This window comes from Clostridium perfringens ATCC 13124, assembly GCF_000013285.1.
Lineage (GTDB): Bacteria > Bacillota > Clostridia > Clostridiales > Clostridiaceae > Sarcina > Sarcina perfringens.
Genome location: NC_008261.1, coordinates 717,001 through 738,600, shown reverse-complemented (window position 1 = coordinate 738,600; position 21,600 = coordinate 717,001). Strand labels below are relative to the sequence as shown.

The following is a 21,600-nucleotide window of genomic DNA, read 5'->3' as shown; positions in this document are numbered from 1 at the left end:
TTTTGCTTAATACTATTGATTTAAATTAAAATATACTTTTTTTAATTCTATAATATTGATATAAAAATTGGAGGTTATTATGAAAAGAAGGAGAATTATTACAACCCTTATACTAACGCTTACTTTATCCTTGCAAAGCATATCAGTTTTTGCTCAGCCAACTAAAGAAGTATCTAACATTTCTTCAGAAAAGACTGATATAAATAATGGCTGGGTTCATGAAAATAATAATTGGTATTATATATTAAACAATGAAAAAATAACCGGTTGGAAAGAGATTGATGATAATTGGTATCATTTCAATAGTGAAGGAATCATGGAAACTGGTTGGCAATTTATAAATGGTGATTGGTATTATTTAAAATCTAATGGTCCTATGGCTACTGGTTGGCAATTTATAAATGATGATTGGTACTATTTAAAACCTAACGGTCCTATGGCTACTGGTTGGCAATCTATAAATGATGATTGGTACTATTTAAAACCTAATGGACCTATGGTTACTGGTTGGCAATTTATAAATAATGACTGGTATTATCTAAAGTCTAATGGGCCTATGGCTACTTCATGGCAAAAGATAAATGATGATTGGTATTACTTAAAACCTAATGGGCCTATGGCTACTGGTTGGCAAAAGATAGATAACAATTGGTACTATTTAAATTCTAATGGGCCTATGGCTACTGGCTGGAGATTCTTAGATAACAATTGGTACCACTTAAGTGAAAATGGACCTATGACTATAGGTTGGAAAATTTCAGATGATAAATGGTATTATCTTGATGATAATGGTGCAATGGCTCAAGATTCTGAAAAAACAATTAATGGAAACATATATAAATTTGATTCAGATGGGGTAATGATAACTGATAAATGGTTTGAGTCTACTTATGTAAATAAAGATGGAATTGTATTGCACGGTTCTCCATCTAGATCTCATTCATATACTCAATACAAGTTATTTAATTATATGAGTAATGAAGATAATAGGGAATCTGTTCATTATGCGGCTATAGACCTTCACGGTGGAGAAACAACTAATAACTGTGTTTATTTCACTTCTGAAGCCTTAAGAAGAGCTGGAGTTAAAATCCCTCTATATGTAGCTAACACATATCAATTAGAAAGAGAATTACTTTCTAGAGGATGGATAAGATCAACTAACACAAGTGATCTTAGACCTGGAGATGTAGTATTTTCAGGATATAAACATTCATTTACATTTATGAATTGGTATGATGATGATTATGCTTATATAGTTGATAATCAAAAAAAATATTTTGATTCTGTTCTTCATAGAAGACTAGTCTCAGTAGATGACCCTGTTAACGGTACTATAAGAGCAACTCATTTCTTCTATTTACCAGAATAATATGTATAAAAATTTATTTTTAATTTATAAAATTATTAGTAATTATTAAAGTCTATTTTAATTTATATAAAAAAGAGACAAGCTATTAGCTAAAACTTAAGCTAATAGCTTGTCTTTATTATTTCTCTACTACTGATTTAACATAGTCTAATTCTTCTAAATTATCAATTTCATAAATACTATTTTCTGAAATCTTTTCAATGCGAATATCTAACTTAGAAATATTATTCTTTACAATATCATCCCAATATAACTCACTAAAATCGCCATTTTCAACCATGTCTTCAAGTTCCTTAACTATTATATCTGTATCTTTCTTATCCCAATAAGATACTCCACATAATATATAACCTTCATCATCTCCAACTTCTATATCATTTACCTTTAAATCCTCATCAAAGCTAAGTTTCCATTCTCCTTTAAAACCTTGTTTATTGGCAGAAAAATACATTGATGTTTCTGGTTTTTCTAATAAGAAATTTTCTGATATGTAAACATCAGCATCAACCACATAGGTATTCTCTAAATATTCTCTAACTAAATACATAGTATATATATTGTTATATATATCATATTTATCATTATTAACTAGTTTTACTCCGTATTTATCCTTTAAATAATCAAATTTTTCTGCAAGATAACCTGTAACTACAATTATTTCTTCTACTCCTCTTTCTCTTAAAAATTCTATCTGTCTTTCTAAAAGAGGTCTTCCATTAACTTCTATAAGTGACTTAGGTGTATCTAAAGTTAGGGGTCTTAATCTAGTTCCCATTCCTGCTGCTAGTAATATTGCTCTCATTTATTAATCTCCTTTATTATTCTCTCAAAACTTACTTTATATTTCTTTTTCTTTAAAACAATCTAATATTAAGGTATTTACAATCCCATCTTAATTAGTTAAATATTATTGATTTCCTTTATTATATATTTCATATCTATTAAGAACTACACTGCTGTATTAGTAACATTAGTTAATTCTTCTTCATGTGCTGGTTGAGTTGCCACTACAAATGAGCCTATCATAACCATTAAAGCACATATTACCATTTTAATAGTTATATTATGACCTAATAGTACTTTATCAAAAATCATTGCCCATACAACATAAGTTATATTAAGTCCCATTGCTCTTGTTGGTCCTAATTTATGAATAGCTGTATAATAACAAACGTAAGAGATTGTTCCCATTAAAGCTGTTCCTATTATAACAAAAGTAACATTTCCTTTTAAAACTTCAAATACTAATGGATAAGCTTTTAATAAAGGAAGAATTATTACTCCTGAAAAAAGAGCAGATATAAACTGTCTAATTTGTAAAGCTTGCTTAGGACTTATATCTTCATCTTTCATACCATAAGAGCATATTACAGATTCTGAACCCCATCCTAAAACGCTTAACCCAGCAAATAAAAATCCTATTAAGCTAGCTTTTCCCCCATCATTTCCAAATCCTAAAAGAGCTATTCCTAATATACTTATTGTTAATCCAATATACCCTTTTCTACTAATTTTTTCTTTTAAGAATATTGCTGCTAAAACGGCTCCAACAGCAGGATATATTGATGATATAGTAGCTGCATATGATGGTCCTATATAGTTAACAGAAAGTAAATATCCAGTCATACCCATAGGTCCACCAAATATTGATGCTAAAATAACATATTTTGTACTTGGAGTTTTTAATGACTTAAAAAGTTTTCCAACTTGTCTTGTAAAAATCATATAAATAAACATCCATAAAGTTGAAAAAAAATCATGTAAAAATGTACTTACAAAAGGAGCTAACATTATAGCTGACTCTGTATTTATAAATGGAGCCATGGATAATATAACTCCAACTAAAACAGTATCTAGCCCCCAAGCCATAGCAGATATAATTCCACTACCATATCCCTTATAATTACTTTTAAACATACTGCCTCTCCTTTAAATTCATACTTTATTGCCCCATTAAAATTTTATCTAATAAATCTAAGTTTTTCTTTCCTCTATTATATCTATCTATACCATAAGTTCCAAAATCATCGCCTTGAGCCTCTTTTAAAATAGTCCATATGCTCCATAAAAAGTCCTGACATATTTTATAAACAAGAATTCTTATCTTATGCTTATCTTCAATTAAATTGTTAAAATATAGATTTAAGAATAATTCTTCATCATCCTCTGAAAAATCACATTCAATTGAGTGAGCCGCTAAATCCCACATAGGATCATTTAATCCACTGTACTCCCAGTCTATTAGATACATTCTTTCATTAATATCTTTAACAAAATTCTCTGGAACAGTATCATTATGACATGGTTTTATTTCCATTCCATTATCTTCTAAAACTTTTTCTAACTTTAATACTCTTGTTTTTATTTCATAATAATCTTCAAAAAGAGTACCATTAACCTTTTTAACAAGACTCTCATAATCCTCAATTTTCTCAAAAACATTAAATCTATTTTCCATTTTTATCTCTGAATTATGTAAAGTTCTTAATGCCCCTACCACTAATTCCATATTTTCTTTCTTTTTAGCCGTTGCAGGATTAAGAGTTTCCGCTCCCTCTATAAGTTCTGCAATCTTTACTCCAGATTCTTCATCAAAGAAAAGTATTTTAGCATCTATTCCTTCATCTGCTGCTAGTTTAGAGTTTATCATTTCATCTCTTCTATTAATCATAGAGCTTGTACCTAATCCTGGTATTCTTACTATATAAGCTTTGTCATTTACAAAAGCCTTATAGTTTTTATTAGTCATACCTCCTACAGGTACTATTTCTTTAACTTCCTCTTCTGAAACCTTTAATCCATTAACTATAGCACTTTTTACTTGATCTATTTTATATTGCATTTCTTTTCTTCTTATCATAGGTATAATGTGTTTCTTTACTTTTTCATATTGATCTTTATTGTCAATTTCTCCCCAAACAAGGTCATTTATCTTTTCATAACCAACCTTATAATTTCTAGCAACATCTAACATAGTGTACTCATAATTTATATATGGATTTATATTATGTTTAAATTCTTCTAACATCATTTTAAATAATTTATAAGATATTTTGCTTATACCAATCATTTCTCCATCAATCTTATTAAATTGGTGTACATCTTTTGACATTTTAAAAAGATAGCCATCTCTTATTTCAACGAAGGCCTCATCCCCTGATCCACTTTCATTGGTAATTAAAACACAATCTCTATTATCATTTTTAATAATTTGTTCTACAGCTCTACTTTCAAAAACAAGATCATTTTCTACCAATATAAAATCATCATCTATATATTCCTTAGCTAAAGCTAAAGAACTCATTGTTCCTGTCCATTTATAATTTGAATTAGTTACACAAAAAATTGTTGAATCTTTTTCAGCTAATTCTTCATAGTATTCTTTCTTATATCCATTTACTATAACAATCTTCTCTATACCATTTGATTTTAAAATATCAATTATTCTATCAATTATTCTGAATTCTTCAAGCTCTAAAAAACCAGATGGCTTTCCAAAATCACCTTTACCACCAGCTCCTAAAATAACAGCTTGTTTAACTTTATGATATTTATGCTTATGTATTGATAACTTTGTACTCTTAACTTTATCTAATGAATTTTCTAGTAATGCAATTCCTGCCTCAGTTAATTCATATTTAACATTTCTCTTATCTATATCAATTTTAACTATGTATTCTTTAGTCAATAGTTCCTTAAGTAAAGAATTTATTTTACCTAAAGAAATGTTTAGCATTTCTGCTAATCTTCTTTGACTTATATTGTATTCATCATTTATAATCTTTAAAACTTCAATATCATATGATAACATCCTCAACTCTCCCTTCGTTCATTTTTTGAACATTAATATAATATCACAAAATTTTCCTTATTACAATAAAAAAAGTATTAACTTATACTAGATAAGTTAATACTTCTTAAAACTATTTAATAATATTAATTTTAAAATTACTATTTAAATTTGATATTATTGCTAGATATATACTTCTTATTTAAGATTATTTTATATTAAGTATTAATACCAATAATCATCTAAATCATCTTTAGGAATAACTAAAATTTTAGGATTTTTCTTAGGATCTATCCACTTTAATATTTCAATCATTTTTTCTCTAGGCATCGAAACACATCCTCCAGTAGCCCCTCTTCCTAGACAATGTACAAAAATTGCTCCTCCTTTATTTGGAACCTGATTGTGATTATAATCAGTTATTAAAGAATATTCATATTGTCTAGGATAAGAAATTAAATGCTCATAATCTCCACCTGGATTATAATTAATCAATCTATTATATGTAGAATTTTCGCTATTTAAATCCCAATACATATTATTATTAACCTTTATATAATCTAATTTTGTTCCAGGATTATTCTTAACTCCAAAAGCGCCTGTTATGCTCATAACACCAGCTGGAGTAGTATTAGTTGATTGAACTCTATTTTCAATGTAAGCAAGTCCATTAGCTCCTACTCTTCCAGTTGTACTATCAATATTATTCCATTCACCAGAATCATTCTTTTCATAAATTTCTATATTACAATAACTTGTACTCATATTATTTGTCGTTACAACTATTATTTGATTACTATTTTCTAACTTTGGATTTCTAAAAGCTTTTTCATAATGAGCTACCCCATTATTATCTATTCTCCATCCATCAATATATTGGTTATTTATCATTTTCCCATCATAATTAAAGTAATACCAATAATCATTTATTTTGTTCCATTTTGTATCCATAACTCCATTTTCTTTAAGATGATACCATGTATCATTTATATTTTGCCACCCAATTTTCATCTCTCCATTATTATTAAAATAATACCAGTCGTTATTTATCTTTTTCCAACCTATATCCATAGGTCCATTTTCATTTAAGTGATACCATTCATTATTTATATATTTCCATCCATTTTCCATAGCACCACTTTCATTTAAATGGTACCATGCTCCCCCTAGTTCTCTCCATCCAATATCCACTACACCATTATCTCTTAAATGGTACCAACTTCCATTAATATTTTGCCAACCAGTCATCATAGATCCACTATTATTAAAATAATACCAATCTCCATTTATTTTTCTCCAACCAGTATCCATTACGCCATTCTCTCTCAAATGATACCAAGTTTTATTTATATACTTCCATCCTATTTCCATTTCTCCCTTTGAATTAAAGTAAAACCAATCCCCCTTTATATTCTCCCAATCCTTACTTCTAAGATTATTAGAATCAACATAGCTCCACTTATTATTTTCAAATTTCCATTCCTTATTATTAGCTGCTTGTACATTTTCTCCTAATACAAATCCACTACATAAAGTAGTAATTGCACAAGTTAAACTAAATAATTTTATTTTTCTTTTTGTAAATTTCATTATAGACTCCCCTTACAATAATTATTAAAACATGAAAAATTAATTATATATTCATAATTTTAACATAAAATAAATGCTTTGTTAATTATTCTTATAACCATTTATCTAAATTATGTATAAATTAAAATTTAAACAACATAAAAAAACTATATGATAAAATTACTTTTAAAATTCTATCATATAGTTTAGTTATACTTATTTTTAGTTATTTAAAAGAATATTTACTAATCCATTAGCAAATTTACCTGAAAAATCTCTTCTTAATATATCTTGATGTGAATAAGGAACTGGAAATTCTACTAAAACTGATTTAGCTCCTATAGCATTTCCATAAGTTATTACAAATCCACCTGGATATTTATTTATATTTCTAAAGCCAAATTCATTATCAAAATATCTAGCAATGCTAGGATTACCTATTGTTTTGTTTTCCCATCCATGTACATCTAAAAGAACTTTTTCAGTTGCTCCTTCCATAGTTTTATTTATGAAACTATATAAAGCCTTTGCCTCTGGAGAACCTAATGCTGTTGGTCCTGTATAGTTTCTAGCACTATAAAAAGGAGAAAATCCTGTAGGGAATGATCTATTTATATCATTCTTAGTTGTTACTGTAGTTCTACCTGGTCCATTGTTTGTCCATCCATCAATTCTTCCATCTGGATTAGCTGAAGGTATAATATATACACTCCATTCACTTAAATCTATTCCTTTAGTATTATATTCACTTCTTAATCTATTTACTGACTTTTCAGCTATTATTTTAAGTTCTTGTGAATCACCACTCCAAGCATCTTCATATCCATGTACTCCAAACACTGAGAATAATACCTTTTTACCATGTCCTATTCTATAATATTCTAAATCTCTACCCTTTCCACTCTTTCCATATACACCTTCAGTTACAATCTTATTTCCTACTCCATTTTTATCTAAATACCAATCATCTATAACTTTGTTGCTTTCTTTTTCTCCACTATTATTAAAATAATACCATTCACTTTCTATAGTTCTCCATCCAATACTCATAACTCCATTATCATTGAAATAATATGTTGAGTTATCAATATCTTGCCAGCTTGTCTGCATTTTACCTATATTATCAAAGTAATACCAGTCATTATTTATTTTTCTCCAACCAGTATCTGCAGGTCCATTTTCTCTTAAATGGTACCATATATCATTTATATATTGCCAACCTGTTTGCATTTCGCCGCTATTATTAAAATAATATTTGTCTCCATTTATATCTTGCCATCCAGTATTCATTTTACCGTCATCTTCAAGATGATACCATATATTATTTATATGTTGCCAACCTGTCTGCATTTCTCCATCTGAGTTTAATAGATACCAATCACTTCCTAATGATCTCCAACCAGTGTCCATTACTCCATTATCTCTGAAATGATATCTTTTATTTCCTATAGACTGCCATCCTGTTTGCATTTCTCCATCATTATTAAAATAATACCAATCATTATTAATCTTTCTCCAACCAGTATCCATAGGTCCATTATCTCTAAAATGGTACCATATATCATTTATATATTGCCAGCCAACTTGCATTTCTCCATTATTATCAAAACGATACCATTCATCATTTATTTTTTTAAACCCAGTAGCTAAACTTCCATCACTTTCATGATAATACCACTTATCATTTATAATTTCCCATCCATTTTTTATCTCTTTGTTTTTCTTGTCACTTAATTCTACCTTATTGTCAACTTTTACTTCACTAATATTAGTTGTGTTCTTATTTCCTTCAGCATAAACTGTTTCAATGCTACCTAAAGTAACAGAACCTAACAGTCCTAAAGAAAGAACTAATGCAATACTTTTTCTCTTCACTTGTCCACCTCTTTTTTTGAATTAGCGTATAAACTTGCTTATACTTAAATATTACCTTATTACGTTATATTTATCAATATTAGAAATTTATTCTATAATAAAAAGACTGAATTTAATCAGTCTTTTTATTACTGTTTCCATATTCCTTTTTCATCGAAATAATAACTATTTCCATTTATATATTGCCAACCTGTTTGCATTTCTCCATTCTCATTAAAATAATGCCATTGTCCATCTATTTCTCTCCATCCAATGTCCATTACACCATTATCTCTAAAATGATATTTTGGAGTACCAATATTTTGCCATCCTGTTTGCATTTCTCCATTTGAATTAAAATAGTACCAATCATTATTTATTTTTTTCCATCCTACAGTCATTGAACCTGTAGTTTCAAAATGATACCATATATTATTTTCAAATAACCATCCTGTTTGCATTTCTCCATTTATATTAAAATAGTACCAAATATTATCTATTTTTCTCCAGCCAATATTCATTACTCCATTATCATTGAAATAATACTTATATTTACCTATTGTCTGCCAACCCTTTTGCATTTCTCCATCATTATTAAAATAATACCAATATCCATCTATTTCTCTCCAACCTATGTCTATTGTTCCATTATCTCTAAAATGATACCATATATTATCTATACATAGCCAACCTGTTTGCATCTTACCTGATTGATCAAAATAATACTTGTTATTATCTATATTATTCCACCCAGTAACATATTTTCCGTCTATATAATAGTACCATATGCCATTATTTAATTCCCATTTTCCCATAACATTTTCAGAATACTTACCTTCATTTATAAGCTTAACTTTTGATGCATCTACAAAGCCTTTATCATTCCAATCGTATGGACCTGGGAATGCTACTGGTGATCCATTTGATATTACAGGAGTTGTTCTAACTGGATTTATTTCATAACATTCTTTTCCATTGTGATTAATCTTTTCTTTGCTAGTTAAAATTGTTGTAGCTCCTATTTTTTCTACTCTTTCAGTATATAAGCTACCTACATCATATAATTTTTCATTATCTTTATTTGTAACACTACTAGCCCCTGTATAAATGCCTAGCTGATAGTAATTATAATCTTTTAAACCTGCTATTCCTTTTCCACTTGTCCAGTAATCAGCTATATAAGCATTTTGTCCTGCTTTTTCTCCCCAGAATGGATCTGAAGCATATTTAACATTAGCTCCACTACCCTTATTTCCAAGGTATCCTCCAAAATATCTCCAATCTTCTGGATCTGAATATCCTCTAGAAATATAATATTTTGCAAAATCATTTATACAGCCTTCAACAGTTTCAAATGAATTTGCTGATGCTCCTGGACTTGAATCAATAGCATTTATTCCAAATAAATTATTTTTTTGTTGAGCTATTTGAGATGTTCCCCAAGCTGATTCATTAGCCGCTAGTCCTAAAAGTAAAAGAGCATTTGCTCCATATTTATTTTGTGCATCTATAAAAGCTTGTCCAGTTCCTCTTAATTTGCTATATGATTTTGTCTTTTTAGCAATAAAATTATTTAATTCTTCAGCAGTAAATGTTGTTTTACTTCTAAATGGTAAATGCATATAATATGGATAAAAAGGATTATTTGCATTTACGGAATTATTATGATTATCATTTTGTAAATCACCTATTAATGTACTTAAATCTTTATAAAAATATTTGTTATCATAACTATAATATTTTACATTTTCACTTAAGAAATTAGGTGCTGGTCCTATAACAACCTCATATCCACCTTCAGAATAATTGGTAAGATCACTACTTATATAATGGATTAACTCTCCATCTCTAACTATATAATAACTTGGATTTTTTACTTGGTTTAATGGTACTATGACTAAATCATAATTTCCAGAACTAGTATCTTTATTTACCCAACCTTCATATCCTCCAACTTCTATTTTTGCAACATTTCCTCTATCCTCAATTATTGGAACATCATCTACATAACCATGATTAATATATGTAAAGTCATTTGTTAAATTAGGATTAGCATATATATTAGTTATTTCTCCATATCCAGCTGGACTTCCATTTTTATATTTAACTAATCTTCCCATTGATTTTTCTGAATAAGCTACTTGTCCACTATCATTTAAAACAACAGGCATTGCTGCAAAAGTATTATATTTTTCACTTGCATTTTCAACCTTTTTCTCTGCTTCTTCCTTTGTGTTTGCAGAATCTAAAAATGTATATTTCCCATTTTCATGAGCTAATGCTATCTCATACTTACTCTTAGTCTTTGTAACAAGTCTGTTTATAGATTCTTGACCTTCTTTATCCTTTTTAAATTCTTCTCTCTCAATTCCATTTTCATCTTTATAGCTTTCTACATTATCACCTGGAATTGAAAAAAACATATTTGGCTCTTTTACAATTTCATAAGTTTCTCCAACTAAAGTAGAAGACTTATTTTCATCAGACTTATCATTTACATTCTCTGAAGCTAGAACATTAATTGAAGTTACACTTAAAGTAATAACTGTAGCAAGAATAAACTTTTTAATCAATGAAACTCCCCCTTTTATTTTTTATCTTTTTAATTTTTTAGTAAATTTATTTATTATTTCTAATAAACAATCATCTTTAATAACTAGTAAAATCAAGAAATAAACTAATGGGTTTATAATCATTACTGCTAAAGTAAATAGTATAACTCCACTTATAAATTTTCCTATAAAATAAGTTATAGGTATAAATAATAATGATATTGCTAGATACTTCATCTTATCTAGGCTAAAAATGTTAAAATCTAAGTTCATAACAAATTTTATATATAAGTATTCTAATATAATAACGACTATATTAGCTAGCATTGTTGTTATTACTGCATTTGTTCCATTGAAATAACCTGTCCATAATAATGTTACATTTAATATTAGGTTTACTGCTCCCCCTATAAATGTTATCTTTACTTGTTCTTTCTCTTTTCCTCTTATATACATAACCTGATTACTTAATATGGTCTCAAATCCTAAAGTAATTATATATATAGCAAAAACCTTAAGCATTGGTATAGCATCTAAATACTTACTACCACCATATATAAGAATTACCTCTTTAGCTAAAACCAACATACCTATAGCAGCTGGGAAAAGAACTATAAAATACATTTTAGAAATTTTATCTAATAAACCTTTATATTCATCATGATTTTCATTTGCTATATAATTTGACATTCTTGGAATAGTTGCATAAATAACTGTAAGCAACAAGGTATTTATTATGTTACTTATATTTTGCGCTGTTGTATAATAAGCAACAGAATCCATATTTATATACTCTCCTATAAAATATCTATCAAGTTGAGTGTATAATACATTGGCATTTGATAATATAACAACTAAAAACATAGGTTTTATATGCCTTAATAATTTTAAGTCAGAAAAATCAAAAGGTATTCTTTTTCTTATGTATATAAAACTTACAATATTATTTAAAAATGTTGATAAAACTAAAAGAATCATATATTCTTTTAAGTCATTTGCACTTCTAACAAGTATAAATAAAAATACTACATAAACAATTCTAATTATAATAGTTTTTATTGTTATGAAGTCATAGTTTTCTAATCCTTCATTTACCCATTCAGTATAAAAGATATTAGCTAATAAATTAAAAGTTAATATCATACAAGCAACATATATTTCTGTTCCAGAATAGTTAAACTGAACAAATAATACATACCCAATTGTTGTAAGTATATTTGTTATAAAGGTTAGAGTAAATAGACTGGTATATACCTGTGAGAGCTTTTTTTTATCGTCTCTAACTCTACTTATTTCTCTTAAACCATATTGATATACTCCAAAACCTGCAAATATGAAAAAGTATCCATATATTGTTTGGGAGAAGTTTATTGTTCCCATTAAGTCTGGTCCTAAAACTCTTAATACATAAGGACCTATAATTATTGGAACTACTACATTAAAAATATTTAATAAGAATTTAAATATTATATTTTTCGATATTGATTTACTCATAGTTCCTCCTAATTATAATATTCTATCATTACTATGTCTCCACCCTTTAACTTTTCTTGATTTGTTGGTGCTTCTACATAATCCCATTCCTTTATAGGTGTCATATAATTTGGTCCATAATTTTCTCTTAAATAACCATCTGGATTTTCAGGAACTGTATATTCTTTTCCTTTAAACATGATTTTTTCAAGGCCTCTCTTCTTAACAAAATACTTCATTCCTTCAAAGCCAGTTGATACATCCTTATCTTTATAACTAACTTTATTTAGTTTATTATTTTTAAAAGTAAATCCATATGTCCACATAAGATTTTCATCTTTAAAATAGTAAAATATATCAAAGTATAACCCTTTATAGCTATATGTTTGCTCTACTACCTTACCATCTAAAGTAAATTCACGAACTTTTTTTATATTAGCTTCTTTAAAAGCTTTTTCTACTTCTTCAACTTGATTTTCGTAAAACATTCCTAAATCTATATCTAAATCGTGTGCTATAAAATCCTTTTCTCTCATAGCTCCAAGCAAAGTTCCATAATCAAGCCAAAAATGAAGATTATTCTTATCTAAATTTTCCTTTATAGTTTCTAAACAATCTTTAGCATGCTCTTTAAATAAAACTCTTCTTCCTTCTTCTAATTTCTCTTTATGATTTTTCCTCATATTTTTTACTAAATTTGTATTTGCAAAAGTTTCACTCAACATAATATTTCTTACTATGTTCTTTAATTTTCTTTTCACTTTACTCATAACTATCTCCTAAAAATCTCTTATTTCATAAGCAAATTATATTATAAATGCATAAAAGAATTTTATATTTCAAAATTCTTTTATGCTTTATGGTTAATTTTTATATTCAAAAAATCCTTTTATTCTACTTTTAAAAGCAAGCCAACTTCTTTTTGACTTAGTTGTCTTAAATGTTATTAAATATATTAATGATTTTAAGAAATGATATCCCTCAGCCTTAATAAATAATATTAGCATAGAAAAATCAAAATTTGATTTTACCATTGCACCAAATCCTAAACCATAACTATATATTTTCTTATCATCCATATTGCTATTTGAATCATAATGTGGATGATATATTTGAAGTTCTGGATTATATATTATTTTTAGACCCTTTTTACAGTTTTTATATATCAAATCTGCATCTTCACAAGCTCCAAAATATTTACCTGCTCCTAATTGATCATTAAATTTTACAAAGCATTTTTTACTATCTAAAAACATAGTTACTGAAGAACACTTTGTATAAAAGTTATTTTTATTTATTTCTATCTTCTCTTTAGGCCACTCCCTAAGTGAATCTTCACCATTACGCTCAACAATTCTTCCCATTAATAAGTCACAATGTTCATTTTCAAAGTAATTATTAACTATATTAAGGGTATCTACTAGATATTCACAATCATCATCTGGAAAAGCTATTATATCTCCAGTTGCTATCTCTAACCCCTTATTTCTATTTAAAGCTAATCCTCTTTCATTAGATTTTATGTGAACCACTTTTATTTTTTCTTTATATTTACTAATTATGGGCTCTAAGTCTATTTCTTTATTTTGATCAACAATGATTACTTCAACTTTATCCATTGGATAATTTGAATTCATTAGACTTTCAAGAAAACACCCTACTTCATCTTTTCTCCCATAGGTAGCCATTATCAATGAAAATTTTCTAATCATATTCTTTGCTCATCTTTCTTCATAATCATATTTATTATAATTAATAGTGTTAAAGTTACTACTAAATCATTATCATATCCTAAGTATTGTAAACAAACTATGGCTAACATAGGAAATATTATCATAAATAAATTTTTCAATATATTTTTTCTTGTAATAAAATCTTTAAAAAATTGAATTATAAAGGTAATATAAAGAACAATTCCTATTATTCCAAGTTCAAAAAATATATTAAGAAATACGTTATGAAGATTTGATTCAAACCTTCCTAATATATCCTGAATGAAATAAGCACTATATCCTATACCATTACCTACTATAAAATGAGTATCAAAAACGCTTATAATAAATTCTTTCCATATATATAATCTTGTAAAGCCACCATCTGTCATATTAAACTCTAAGTGGAAAAATTTATCAAAAAAGACAAACAGTGCTCCCAAGAATAAAATTCCACTTACTGCATATATACCTATTCTATATTTATAATTTAAATTTCTCATACTATAAAAAGCTAAAAATACTATCGGTATTATTATAGCTACTTGAGCAGTTCTGCTTAATAAAAGTACAACTGTTACTATCCCTAAAATTATAAAACTTATTTTTTCAATTAAATTTATATTAAAATTATCGAAGGCACATATGTAAAGGTATATCATATATATTAATGCAAACTTAGTAGCCCAAATATTCTTATTTTCTGCTCCAATTATATTATGATAACTACTGATTGTATAAGCTGCATCAGAACTTTCTGTTAGTGCGCCACTAAAAAAATCATTAAATAACTTGCCATCAAAATAAATATATATAATTTGTATAAAATTAATCAATATTATAAACTCTAAAAATCTAACTAAAGTTTTCTTATGGAACTTCATATTTGTTCCATCTACAACAAAATATGTTGATAATAGAAAACTCATATTAAGCAAAAGTTTTATAACATTTGAATAATATACAGGATGTTTAAAAATAAAACTTGCTATTATAGTATTTATAACTGTCCATATTATAAATAAAGCTAAAGTAATATTCCATTTTTTTAAATTTATATGTATCTCTTTTTTAAAAATAAGATATATAACATATAATATATTTAGTACAAATAGAGGTATATATATTTTAAAGTCTCTAATAAATATTGAGAATAGCACAAAATATATAAAAAGTTCATACTTTGTGTTTGATTTATTTCTTAAATTCATATATTATCTCCTATATTCAATTTATTATCTATACATCTTCTCATAATATTTTTGATAATCTCCTGATGTTACATTTTCCATCCATTCTTTATTATCTAAGTACCATTTTATTGTTTTCTTTATTCCAACTTCAAAAGTTGTTTCTGGATACCATCCTAACTCTTCTTTTATCTTTGTTGGATCTATTCCGTATCTTCTATCATGACCTTTTCTATCTTCAACATACTTTATTAAGTTTTCAGTTATTTCTTCATCTACATTATCATGTAAGTATTCTATAACTGTTTTTACTATTTGTATGTTAGTTCTTTCATTATGTCCACCAACATTGTAAACTTCTCCAAGTCTTCCCCCGTTTATTACCATATCGATTGCTTTTGCATGGTCTTCAACGAATAACCAGTCTCTTATATTCATTCCATCTCCGTAAACTGGTAAATCCTTATGATTTAAACAGTTATTTATTAGAAGTGGTATAAGTTTTTCTGGGAATTGGAATGGTCCATAGTTATTTGAACATCTTGTTATGTTTACTGGCATTTTATATGTATCTGCATAAGCCTTAACCATTAAATCTGAACTTGCTTTGCTTGATGAATATGGACTATGTGGATCTAATGGTGTTGTTTCCATGAAATATCCTGTTTCTCCTAATGAACCATAAACTTCATCTGTTGAAACATGCAGGAATTTAACTCCTTCTTTCCATCCTTCTTCTGTTTCCCATGCATTTTTAGCACAGTTAAGTAAATTTACTGTTCCTAATACATTAGTTTTAGCAAATACTTCTGGCTCTCTTATACTTCTATCAACATGTGATTCTGCTGCAAAGTGAGCTACATAGTCTATCTCATATTTTTCAAATAAACTTGAAACTAATTCTTTATCACATATATCTCCTTGAACGAATATATGTCTTTCATCATTTTCTATTGATTTTAAGTTTTCTAAATTTCCTGCATAAGTTAATTTATCTAAGTTTATTATTTTTATATCTTTGTATTTCTTTAACATATATAATACAAAGTTAGATCCTATAAATCCTGCTCCACCTGTAACTAAGTAAGTTTTCATTTAATTCTCTCCTAACTTTAATAACTTTTATTGATTTTGTTGATTTTCAAAAAAGCTTTTTAAAGCTTCCTTCCAATCTCTCATTTCATCACCAATTGTACATCTAAGCATCATATTATCTAATGATGAATATTCTGGTCTTTTAGCTGGTGTTTTATATTCTTCTGAAGTACATGGGTTAACAATGCACTTATTGCCAGCTAACTCCATTATTTCTTTAGCAAAATCATACCAAGTACATTCCCCTTTTCCTGTACAATGGTATATTCCGTATTCTTCTGTTTCTATAAGCTTTAATATATGATATGCTAAATCATTTGCGTGAGTTGGATTTCCTTTTTGATCATTAACTACATTTAATGATTCTTTTTCTTTTCCAAGTCTCATCATTGTGTAAACAAAGTTATGTCCCACATATCCATATAACCAAGCGGTTCTAACTATATAATATTTTGAACAAAACTCTTTAACATAATTTTCACCTAAAAGTTTTGTTTTTCCATAAACACTATAAGGTGCAGTTAAATCAAACTCAGTTAATGGTTTTTCACCAAAACCACTAAATACATAATCTGTTGAAACTTGAACTAATTTAGCTCCAATTTCTTCACAAACCATAGCTAAATTTCTTGCTCCTAAAGAATTAACTTTAAATGCAAAATCTTCATTACTTTCACATCCGTCAACATTTGTTGCCGCTGCACAGTTTATTACTACATCTGGTTTTTCTTCATTAAGTACATTTTTAACATTTTCTAAGCTAGTTATATCTAATTTATCAACATCTAAAGCAATAACTTCTGAGTTTTTTATATTTTCACTAACTGAACCTATTTCTGCTTTTCCACTTTTTATTATTGATTGAAGTTCATTTCCTAATTGTCCATTTGAACCTGTTATTAATATTTTCATAGACTTCCTCCTATTAACCTTCATATATAAAAGGAATATCTAATTCTTTTAAAGTTTTTTGTTTCTTATCTTTTTCTGATAAGATTATTTCTTCTATTCCTTCTAAAGGCCATTCTACATTAACATATTTATCATTCCAAAGAAGTCCACTGTCATATTCTGGAGCATAAAAATCTGTACATTTATAGTTAAATACAGCTTCATCAGATAAAACTACAAATCCATGAGCAAATCCTTCTGGAACGTAGAATTGTCTTTTATTTTCTGCACTTAAATGAACACCTTCCCATTGTCCAAATGTAGGTGATCCTTTTCTTAAATCTACAGCTACATCCCAAACCTCTCCTTGAGTTACTCTAACAAGCTTTCCTTGAGTATGTTTAGTTTGGAAATGTAATCCTCTTAAAACACCTTTTTTAGATTTTGATTCATTATCTTGAACAAATTTCATAGTAAGTCCAGCTTCTTCAAAAGCTTTTTGACTATATGTTTCCATGAAATATCCTCTTTCATCTCCAAAAACTTTTGGTTCTATAATATATAAATCTTTTATTTTTGTTTCTATAAATTTAAAGTTACTCATCTTTTCACCACTTTCAATAAATTGTATATAAAGTTCAAAAAAATTTACATAATATAAGAATTTGTTATATTATGTAAATTTATATAATCGTCTAATATCTCTCTATTATTTTTTTTGTTCTAACTCTTCAACTATATCAACTAAATACTTACCATAACCAGTTTTCATTAATGGTTTAGCTAAGTTTAATACCTTCTCTGAAGAAATCCATCCTTTTCTATAAGCAATCTCTTCTAAACAAGCTATATATGTACCTTGAGTATTTTGAACAGCTTCAACAAAGTTAGATGCTTGTAACATTGAAGCATGAGTTCCTGTATCTAACCAAGCCATTCCTCTACCAAATAAATTAACTTTTAAAGTTCCTTCTTCCATATATAATCTATTTAAATCAGTTATTTCTAGTTCTCCTCTTGCAGATGGCTTTAATCCTTTTGCCTTTTCTATTACTGTATTGTCATAGAAATAAAGTCCTGGAACTGCATACTTTGATTTTGGATGTTCTGGCTTTTCTTCTAAAGAAATTACCTTTCCATTCTCATCAAATTCTACTACTCCAAAGGCCTTAGGATCTTGAACATAATATCCAAATACCATAGCACCCTTTTCTAAAGCAGCGGCTTCCTTTAAATTACTTGAGAAGTTTTGTCCATAGAATATATTGTCTCCTAGAATCATAGCTACATTGTCATCTCCTATGAATTCTTCTCCAATTATAAATGCTTCTGCAAGTCCATTTGGTGCTTCTTGAACTTTGTATTCTATATTTAAACCTAATTCACTTCCATCTTTAAATAACTCTTTAAAATTAGGTAAATCTCTTTCTGTTGATATTATTAATACCTCTCTTATTCCAGCTAACATTAATACTGACATTGGGTAATATATCATCGGCTTATCATATATTGGTACCATTTGCTTTGACATTGCCTTTGTTACTGGATATAATCTTGTCCCACTTCCACCAGCTAATATAATTCCTTTCATCTTCTCACCTTCTACCTTAATCCTAAATTTGACTATATACCTTTTTACTCATTGAAGAAGCCATAACAAAACTTCTAGGTAAACTTTCATATTTCTTTCCTAAGAAACTTCCAATAAATCTCGCTCCAAAATTAGGTAATATATTTAATGTAACCTTAAAGTTTTTATCTTCTAATGATCTTTTTAATACATGAATAGCTAAATCTTTACCACTCTTATTCCCTTTATAATTTAGGAACTGTGAGTTTTGTCTAAAGAAAACTCCAGTATCAAAGTATCTTTCATACAATGATTTAAGAGTAAATACATGAGAATGATAAACTTCAGAATCTGAGCAATACTTTATTCTATATCCAGCTTGTATAAGCTTTTCAGCAAAATACATATCTTCATTTATTAAAAGTCTTTTATTGTCATATCCATTTAACTCTTTATATACACTTGTTTTAACAGCTGATGATGCATCTGAATAGAAAAATGTTAATAATCCATATTTATTAATATCCTTTTTAGAAACCACTCTTGATTCTTCAGGATAATTCTTTTCTCTTATATATTTTTCTATAGTATTATTAGTACAAAGTTGTCTACTAAATGAAGCTTCACACTCCCCATCTATAATAGGTTGTACTAAATTTTTAAGCCAAAAGTTATTCTTCATCATTACATCTTGTGATATAAAAACTATAATATCTCCTGTTGACTTAAAAGCCATCATCTCCCTAGTTTTTGAATGTGAAAAATCCTTTGGTTCTATAAGTGTATATTGTAAATTCATATTTTTTAACATTTCTTCTGTTTTATCCTTACATCTAGTTAAAACATATGAAACTTCGACTTCTGTACCCTCTGGTTTTTCTTGTTCTAATATTTTATTGTGTAAACTCATTATATAATTTTCAGCATTATACAATGGACAAATTATAGATATCTTCATCTATACAGCTCCTTCTTTTTTTATAACTGATATAACCGTCTTAAATATTATTTTAATATCAAGCCATAAAGATCTATTATCTATATAGTACATATCCATTTGTACTCTTTCTTCATATGTTGTGTCACTTCTTCCATTTGCTTGCCAATAACCAGTTAATCCTGGTGTAACACTGAAAAGCTTGTCTGCATATTCACCATACTTTTCAACTTCTTTATCTACTATTGGTCTTGGTCCAACAATGCTCATATCTCCTTTAATAATATTTATTAATTGAGGTAATTCATCTAAACTTGTCTTTCTTAAAAAAGCTCCACATTTAGTTATTCTTGGATCATCATCTAACTTGAAATTCTTTTCAAATTCAGCTTTTTGCTCTGGTGTAAAATTATCAAACACCTCTTTTGCATTAGAAACCATAGATCTAAATTTATAAACATCTATATATTTTCTGTCTTTACCAATTCTTTTATGCCCAAAAAATGCTGGTCCTTTAGAATCAACCTTCACCCATATATATAAAATCAAAAATATTGGTGAAAATAATATTAACGCAATTAACGAACATATTAAGTCAAAACATCTTTTTGCAACATTATAAAATAGATAGCTTTTTTCCTTACTACACTCTGATTTAATTGGAATATCATTTATGTTTTGCATAAAATCCCCCTTAACTTTAATCATATTTTTATATTAAAATCTATAAAACAAATTTTTCAAAAACAAAAGCTACGCCATCTTCCTCATTACTTTTTGTAATAAAGTCAGCTTTTTCTTTTACTTCTTCAAAAGCATTTCCCATAGCAACTCCAAGGCCTGCATACTCTATCATATGAAGATCATTTCCAGCGTCTCCAATTGCTATAACTTCTTCTCTTTTTATACCTAAGCTTTCAGCTAGAGATTTAACCCCTTCTCCTTTATTACAAGTCTTACTTAAAAACTCTAAGAAATAAGGAGCACTTCTTACTACAGTATATTTTTCATATACTTCTTCTGGTAACTTCTTAATTCCTTCTTCTAGAACTTCTGGTTCATCAATCATCATTATCTTTATTATTTCTTCATCTTCTTTTATGTCATTATAATCAGCTTCACAAACTTCTATTCCGTTTATTCTACCTTCTAATTCTGTATATTTATTCATCTTAGGAGTTACACAGCCAAAATTAGAAAAAGCATGTATATTAACTCCAACATTTTTGCTTATTTCATATAAATATTTTAAATCGCTACCTTTTAAAGTATCTCTACAAATTACTCTATCAGGTCCAACTTCCTTAACTATAGCTCCATTAAAAGTTAAAACATACTCATCATCATGACATAAATCTAATTCTTCTAAATATCTTTTTACTCCATCTACTGGTCTTCCTGTTGCTAAAACTACTTTTACATTTTTTTCTCTAGCTTTCTTTATTGCTTCCTTAGTTTTTTCAGATACAGTTTTATCTTCTTTCAATAAAGTTCCATCCATATCTATAGCTACTAATTTATACATTAATTCACCTCTTAAACTTTATTTACAAATATATGTTAAATTTTTCTTTATTTTATACTAGGTAATTATA

The 21,600-nt window shown here is 27.6% G+C and carries 18 protein-coding genes; 1 reads left to right on the top strand and 17 read right to left on the bottom strand.

Translation table 11 applies throughout. The annotated features are described in order from the left end of the window. Positions 1-79 precede the first annotated feature (79 nt). The gene (locus tag CPF_RS03065) at positions 80-1,372 is read left to right on the top strand and encodes an N-acetylmuramoyl-L-alanine amidase family protein (RefSeq protein WP_011590277.1); all 1,293 of its coding nucleotides are present in this window, start codon (positions 80-82) and stop codon (positions 1,370-1,372) included. Between the two features lie 118 nt (positions 1,373-1,490). On the opposite strand, the gene CPF_RS03060 is transcribed toward CPF_RS03065, so the two are convergent. From CPF_RS03060 to yidA, 17 genes are all read right to left on the bottom strand, one after another. Beyond that, positions 1,491-2,174: an NTP transferase domain-containing protein gene (locus CPF_RS03060; RefSeq protein ID WP_011009940.1), complete on the bottom strand. Its 684-nt coding sequence runs from the start codon at positions 2,172-2,174 to the stop codon at positions 1,491-1,493. Positions 2,175-2,320: 146 nt separating this feature from the next. Then, the gene (locus CPF_RS03055) at positions 2,321-3,289 is read right to left on the bottom strand and encodes a DMT family transporter (protein WP_011590276.1); all 969 of its coding nucleotides are present in this window, start codon (positions 3,287-3,289) and stop codon (positions 2,321-2,323) included. Positions 3,290-3,314: 25 nt separating this feature from the next. Further along, entirely contained in the window at positions 3,315-5,183 is a 1,869-nt protein-coding gene (locus CPF_RS03050; RefSeq protein WP_011590275.1) for a phosphocholine cytidylyltransferase/choline kinase family protein, read from the bottom strand. A 204-nt stretch (positions 5,184-5,387) separates the two neighbouring features. Next, a complete protein-coding gene (locus CPF_RS03045; RefSeq protein ID WP_011590274.1) occupies positions 5,388-6,752 on the bottom strand; it encodes a L,D-transpeptidase family protein in 1,365 nt (454 codons plus the stop codon). Between the two features lie 201 nt (positions 6,753-6,953). Further along, complete coding sequence (locus tag CPF_RS03040; protein WP_003460499.1) at positions 6,954-8,606, bottom strand: cell wall-binding protein; 1,653 nt, start codon at positions 8,604-8,606, stop codon at positions 6,954-6,956. Between the two features lie 128 nt (positions 8,607-8,734). Further along, positions 8,735-11,158 carry a glucosaminidase domain-containing protein gene (locus CPF_RS03035; RefSeq protein WP_003460505.1) on the bottom strand — a complete coding sequence of 808 codons (2,424 nt, stop codon included), beginning with the start codon at positions 11,156-11,158 and terminating at the stop codon, positions 8,735-8,737. 21 nt (positions 11,159-11,179) lie between these two features. Further along, positions 11,180-12,631 (bottom strand): flippase, encoded by a 1,452-nt coding sequence (locus CPF_RS03030; protein ID WP_011590273.1) that lies wholly within the window; start codon positions 12,629-12,631, stop codon positions 11,180-11,182. An 8-nt stretch (positions 12,632-12,639) separates the two neighbouring features. Next, entirely contained in the window at positions 12,640-13,380 is a 741-nt protein-coding gene (locus tag CPF_RS03025; protein ID WP_003448712.1) for a LicD family protein, read from the bottom strand. A 93-nt stretch (positions 13,381-13,473) separates the two neighbouring features. Beyond that, positions 13,474-14,322, bottom strand: a complete 849-nt coding sequence (locus CPF_RS03020) for a glycosyltransferase (protein WP_003460503.1) — start codon at positions 14,320-14,322, stop codon at positions 13,474-13,476. Continuing rightward, positions 14,319-15,533, bottom strand: a complete 1,215-nt coding sequence (locus tag CPF_RS03015) for an O-antigen ligase family protein (protein WP_003448723.1) — start codon at positions 15,531-15,533, stop codon at positions 14,319-14,321. The genes CPF_RS03020 and CPF_RS03015 overlap by 4 nt, the downstream gene beginning before the upstream one ends. Before the next feature lie 24 nt (positions 15,534-15,557). After that, positions 15,558-16,607 (bottom strand): dTDP-glucose 4,6-dehydratase, encoded by a 1,050-nt coding sequence (rfbB, locus tag CPF_RS03010; protein ID WP_003460529.1) that lies wholly within the window; start codon positions 16,605-16,607, stop codon positions 15,558-15,560. 27 nt (positions 16,608-16,634) lie between these two features. Then, positions 16,635-17,519, bottom strand: coding sequence for a dTDP-4-dehydrorhamnose reductase (rfbD, locus tag CPF_RS03005; protein ID WP_011009934.1), 885 nt, complete (start codon positions 17,517-17,519; stop codon positions 16,635-16,637). Positions 17,520-17,532: 13 nt separating this feature from the next. Continuing rightward, entirely contained in the window at positions 17,533-18,102 is a 570-nt protein-coding gene (gene rfbC / locus CPF_RS03000) for a dTDP-4-dehydrorhamnose 3,5-epimerase (protein ID WP_003460494.1), read from the bottom strand. A gap of 105 nt (positions 18,103-18,207) precedes the next feature. Then, positions 18,208-19,089 (bottom strand): glucose-1-phosphate thymidylyltransferase RfbA, encoded by an 882-nt coding sequence (gene rfbA, locus CPF_RS02995; protein ID WP_011009932.1) that lies wholly within the window; start codon positions 19,087-19,089, stop codon positions 18,208-18,210. A gap of 22 nt (positions 19,090-19,111) precedes the next feature. Beyond that, a complete protein-coding gene (locus CPF_RS02990; protein ID WP_003460502.1) occupies positions 19,112-20,026 on the bottom strand; it encodes a glycosyltransferase in 915 nt (304 codons plus the stop codon). Beyond that, positions 20,027-20,689, bottom strand: coding sequence for a sugar transferase (locus CPF_RS02985; RefSeq protein WP_003476898.1), 663 nt, complete (start codon positions 20,687-20,689; stop codon positions 20,027-20,029). A 40-nt stretch (positions 20,690-20,729) separates the two neighbouring features. Next, positions 20,730-21,530: a sugar-phosphatase gene (gene yidA, locus CPF_RS02980; protein ID WP_003460506.1), complete on the bottom strand. Its 801-nt coding sequence runs from the start codon at positions 21,528-21,530 to the stop codon at positions 20,730-20,732. Positions 21,531-21,600 lie beyond the last annotated feature (70 nt).